Genomic DNA, 5,130 nt, shown 5'->3' with positions numbered 1-5,130 from the left:
GTTCTGTCAAAAACCACGATCTATTCGCTGGATATGGGCGCGCTGCTGGCTGGCACACGGTACCGTGGCGATTTCGAGGAACGGCTAAAAGCGGTGATGACCGAACTTGAGGAACATGACGACGCGGTGCTGTTCATCGACGAAATTCACACCATTATCGGCGCTGGTGCCACATCGGGCGGCGCGATGGATGCGTCCAACCTGCTGAAACCTGCATTGCAGGGCGGCAAGCTGCGCTGCATGGGGTCAACCACCTACAAGGAATTCCGCCAGCATTTTGAAAAGGACCGTGCCTTGTCGCGCCGGTTCCAGAAAATCGACGTGAACGAGCCATCGGTCGAGGATACGATCAAAATCCTGAAAGGGGTGAAATCCTATTTCGAGGATCACCACGGCATCCGCTACACCATGGAGGCGATCAAAACGGCTGTCGAGTTGTCCGCGCGTTACATAACCGACCGCAAACTGCCCGACAAAGCCATCGACGTAATCGACGAGGCCGGCGCGGCACAACATTTGTTACCGGAAAGCAAACGACGTAAAACCATTGGCGTGAAAGAGATCGAGGTGGTTGTCTCGAAACTCGCCCGTATCCCCGCCAAATCTGTATCCAAGGATGATACCGAAATCCTGCGCGATCTGGAAAAATCGCTGAAACGCGTGGTGTTCGGCCAAGACCCCGCAATCGAGGCACTGGCCTCCGCAATCAAGCTGGCCCGCGCTGGCCTGCGCGAACCGGAGAAACCCATCGGCAACTACCTGTTCGCAGGCCCAACTGGCGTGGGGAAAACCGAGGTCGCCAAACAGCTGGCTGATACGCTGGGTGTGGAACTGCTGCGTTTTGACATGTCCGAATACATGGAAAAACACGCCGTTTCCCGCCTGATTGGCGCCCCTCCCGGCTATGTCGGTTTTGATCAGGGCGGTATGCTGACAGATGGTGTGGATCAGCACCCGCATTGCGTGCTGCTGCTGGACGAAATGGAAAAGGCGCATCCGGATGTTTACAACATCCTGTTGCAGGTGATGGACCACGGCAAACTGACCGACCATAACGGGCGCACGGTGGATTTCCGCAATGTGATCCTGATTATGACCACCAATGCCGGTGCATCCGAAATGGCGAAAGAGGCGATCGGCTTTGGCCGTGACCGTCGCGAGGGTGAAGACACTGCTGCAATTGAGCGCACATTCACCCCAGAATTCCGCAACCGTCTGGATGCCACCATCAGCTTTGCGCCCCTTAGCAAGGATGTGATCGCCCAAGTGGTCGAGAAATTCGTGCTGCAACTGGAAGCGCAATAGATGGACCGCAATGTGTCGATTGAACTGACCAAAGCGGCGGCTGACTGGCTGGGCGACAAGGGCTATGACGATAAAATGGGCGCACGCCCGCTGGCCCGCGTCATTCAGGAATACATCAAAAAACCGCTGGCCGAGGAATTGCTGTTTGGCAAACTGGCCAAAGGTGGATTGGTCAAGGTCGGGACAAAAGACGGCAAGCTGGATATCCAGATCCTGTCACCGCAAAAACGCCGCCTGTCCGAGGATAAGCCACCCTTGCTGACAGCGGAATGATCCGTACGGGCTTAACGCTGCTTGCATTTGTCGCCGCCTCCCCACTCGCGGCGCAAGAGATGTCGCTCGCCCTGCCGCTGGATTGCACCCTTGGCCAAACCTGTTACGTCCAGCAATATGTTGACCGTGACGAAGGCCCTGATCACAGCGATTTCGCCTGTGGCAAGTTGAGCTATGACGGCCACAAAGGCACCGATTTCGCCTTGCCCAGCCTTGCCGCGATGCAAGCGGGCGTTGATGTTCTGGCCGCCGCGGGCGGGGTTGTCACCGGCATCCGCAACAATATGCCAGACATCATGCAAAGTGCGCCGAACGCCCCCGACATATCGGGCAAGGAATGTGGCAACGGCGTCGTGGTCACGCACGACAACGGTTGGGAAACCCAGTATTGCCACATGAAAAAGGGCTCGATCACCGTTGCGCGTGGCGATCATATTTCCCAAGGCGACGTGTTGGGCGCAGTTGGCCTAAGTGGCGAAACCCAGTTCCCCCATGTCCACCTGTCGGTGCGTAAAGATGGCAATGTCATTGACCCATATGATGCCGACGAGGTCCTGACCTGTAATGACCCCGATCTGGACAGCCTGTGGCAAACCGATATGGCTTATGTCGGCACGGGCATCATCAATCTGGGCTTTAGCAATAGCGTGCCGAAATACGCAGACATCAAGGCCGGGGGCGCACATAGTGCGGCGCTGCCAACCGATACCCCCGCACTGGTGTTTTGGGGTTACGCCTATGGCGGACAAAAGGGCGATGTTCTGGAACTGCTGATTGATGGCCCCAAAGGCGAAGTGATCCGCCACCGTGCCAATCTGGAAAAACCCCAAGCCCAGTTTTTCCGTGCCGCCGGTAAACGCACCAAAAGTGCTGGCTGGCCCACCGGCACCTATACCGGAACGACAACTTTGCTGCGGGGCGGGTATGTTCTGGCACAACGCGAGATCACCCTGCAGATCGAGTAGGCCCTGATCAACGCTCGGTAAACTTCAGCTCGATCCGGCGGTTCTGTGCGCGGGCCTCAGGTGTATCTGCCGGATTGATCGGCTGATATTCCCCAAACCCGTTCGCCGCCAGCCGGTTCGGCGCAATCCCCAGCGACTCGGACATATACCGCACGACAGACAGGGCGCGCCCCTGACTAAGTTCCCAATTGTCCCGATACCGCCCAAAGCCCGACAAAGGCTGGTTGTCCGTATGCCCATCCACCCGGATCACCCAGTCAATCTCGGGCGGGATGTCATCCGAAACCCGTTTCAAAATCGCCGCAATGCGGGCGATCTGCGCGCGACCCGCATCTGACAACTCCGCATCACCCGTCTGGAACAAAACCTCGCTTGAAAACACAAAGCGGTCACCAACAATGCGCACACCTTCCTCGCGCCCCAACAGGTCGCGCAACTGCCCGAAGAACTCGCTTTTATACCGTGCCAAATCCTTGGTTTCAGCCTCCAGCCGAATGCGCTCGGCCTCTTCCAGCTGACGGCGGCGCTTTTCCTCGGCGGCGACACGGGCCAAAGCTGTGTTCAATTGCGACCCAAGCGCCTGCAACTGCACATCCGATTGCGCATCCCGCGCGGCAGAATCGTCCAGCAGCGATTGCAAGCCCCCCAATTGGGTGCGCAACGCCGCGACCTGCTCGTTCAGCAACGCCAGTTTGCGCTGCTCGTCCAAGGTCTGCGCCTCCTGCTCGGACAGCGCCTTTTGCGCCACGGCCAGCAACGCGGCCCGCTCCTCGGCCACGCTCAACTGCGCCTTGGCATCCAGATCGGATGCACCTTTTGCCACCTCAGCTGCCGCCAGCAATGTCAGCGTTTCCTCGGCCCGTTTGCGCTGCTCCTCTAGCGCCAGCGTCATCGCTGTCAGTTCGGTATCCGCATTTTTCAACCGCTCACGCAGGGCCTCAGCCGCGGCTGCATCGGTCAATCGCGCGACTTCCTCCTCGCTCAATTCGGCCTCAACTCCGGCCAATCTTACGCGCAAGGCCTGCGCCGCAGCAGCCTCAGCCAGCTTGGCAGCTTCCTCTTTGCTTAATTCGGCTTCAAGCCCAGCCAAGTTTTCGCGCAAGACTTGCCCCGCTTCGGCCTCAGCCAAAGCGGCCTTCTGGGCTTGCGATAATTGCCCCTCTACCGTAGCCAACTGGCCTTCCAGCTCACTCCCCCGCGACACAGCCCCATCCAGACGCGCCAATACATCAGCCAGCGTTTCATCCTGCGCCGTGGCACGGTTGCGCATATCGGCAATCAACGCCTGCAACGCATCCTGGCGGGCCGCTGCCAATCGGGCCGTTTCGGCCTGCACATCGATTTCCTCGCGCGCCTTTGCCAGTGCCAGTTGCAGCGCCTCCTGATCCGAAATCAGCTGACTACGCGCGGTATCGGCATCCGCCAGCCGTTGTGCCAATACCTCGCCCTCGCCCAGTGCCGCATCGCGCTCGGCCAATAGGCTTGCAACCTGTGCTTCAAATCCGGTGATTGCGACGCGTTTCTGTTGTAGCTCTGCGGCCTGCGCATCCGACTGAGCCGTCAGGGATGCGATCAGCGTCAACTGTGTTTCCGCCACGCTGCGGGCCTCGGCCAAGGAACTATCCAGCCGCGCAACATCGTCTTCTAACCCAGCCGCACGTTGCTGCGACAGCCCCAGCGCATCCGCCAATCCAATGATCTGCGAACTTAGATCATCCAGTTCGGTTTCCTGTCCGGTGATAGTTTCGCGCAGCACAAATTGCACCACCATGAAAATGGTCAGCACAAACATCAGCACCAGTAATAGCGCCGTCATCGCATCGACAAACCCAGGCCAGATCGAGGCCTGAAACCGTTGCCCTGTGCGACGACTAAGCGCCATCAGCCCTGCCCCCGCCCGCCGCCTTTGGGCGTCACTGCGCGGATCGCTTTGGTCAGCGCAGCAAGATCACTGCGCAATTCGCCTGTGACTTCTTGGCGGCCCGCCGACATTTCCTCAAGCACCCGCAGCAATTGCACATCAATTGAACGCAGTCGCATCCGGCTTTCGGCATCCACATGCGCCCCGCCCTCTTTGGCCTGCTCCGTCAGCAGCTGCACCAGCGCATCCTGCCCGTCTGCCACCCGTATCAGGGCATCCGATGTGCCGATTTCCTGTGCCATCCGGTCGGTCAGCCGTTCCACCGACGTGGCCAGTGCCCCCAGTTTTTCGTCCACCATCGCACGGCTGACATCGGACTGGGTGAACATAGTGCGCATGGCTTCCATCTGTTCCGACATATGGTCCAGCACGCCGGCGATCACGCCTTGTTCGCCACCGTCGCCGTCCCCGGAAGAAAATCCAACGCGGGTGATCGTCGACAGCCATTCTTCCAATTCGCGGTAAAACCGGTTTTGACCGTGGCTGGCAAATAATTCCAGCAACCCGACAACCAGTGATCCCGCCAATCCCAACAGGGACGAGGCAAACGCCGTGCCCATGCCGCCCAGTTGTTTTTCCAATCCGGTCATCAGGCGGCCAAACACCTCGATGCCGCTTTCCCCATTTGAAGGGGCCAATGCGCGGATGGTTTCGACTAGAGCGGGG

Annotated in this window: 2 protein-coding genes and 2 pseudogenes; 2 read left to right on the top strand and 2 right to left on the bottom strand. The window is 59.0% G+C overall.

Annotated elements, in window-relative coordinates:
- Positions 1-1,578: pseudogene (locus ACWB12_RS03110) on the top strand (AAA family ATPase); the annotation flags it as partial.
- Positions 1,575-2,543 carry a M23 family metallopeptidase gene (locus ACWB12_RS03105; protein ID WP_479528601.1) on the top strand — a complete coding sequence of 323 codons (969 nt, stop codon included), beginning with the start codon at positions 1,575-1,577 and terminating at the stop codon, positions 2,541-2,543. The pseudogene ACWB12_RS03110 and the gene ACWB12_RS03105, both read left to right, overlap by 4 nt.
- 7 nt (positions 2,544-2,550) lie before the next feature.
- On the opposite strand, the gene ACWB12_RS03100 is transcribed toward ACWB12_RS03105, so the two are convergent.
- Entirely contained in the window at positions 2,551-4,425 is a 1,875-nt protein-coding gene (locus ACWB12_RS03100) for a peptidoglycan -binding protein (RefSeq protein ID WP_479528600.1), read from the bottom strand.
- Positions 4,425-5,130, bottom strand: a pseudogene (locus tag ACWB12_RS03095) (biopolymer transporter ExbB); the annotation flags it as partial. The pseudogene ACWB12_RS03095 and the gene ACWB12_RS03100, both read right to left, overlap by 1 nt.

Source organism: Profundibacter sp. (assembly GCF_056498605.1).
The sequence above is the reverse complement of the archived record's forward strand: the minus strand, read 5'-3'. Positions and strand labels throughout refer to the sequence as shown.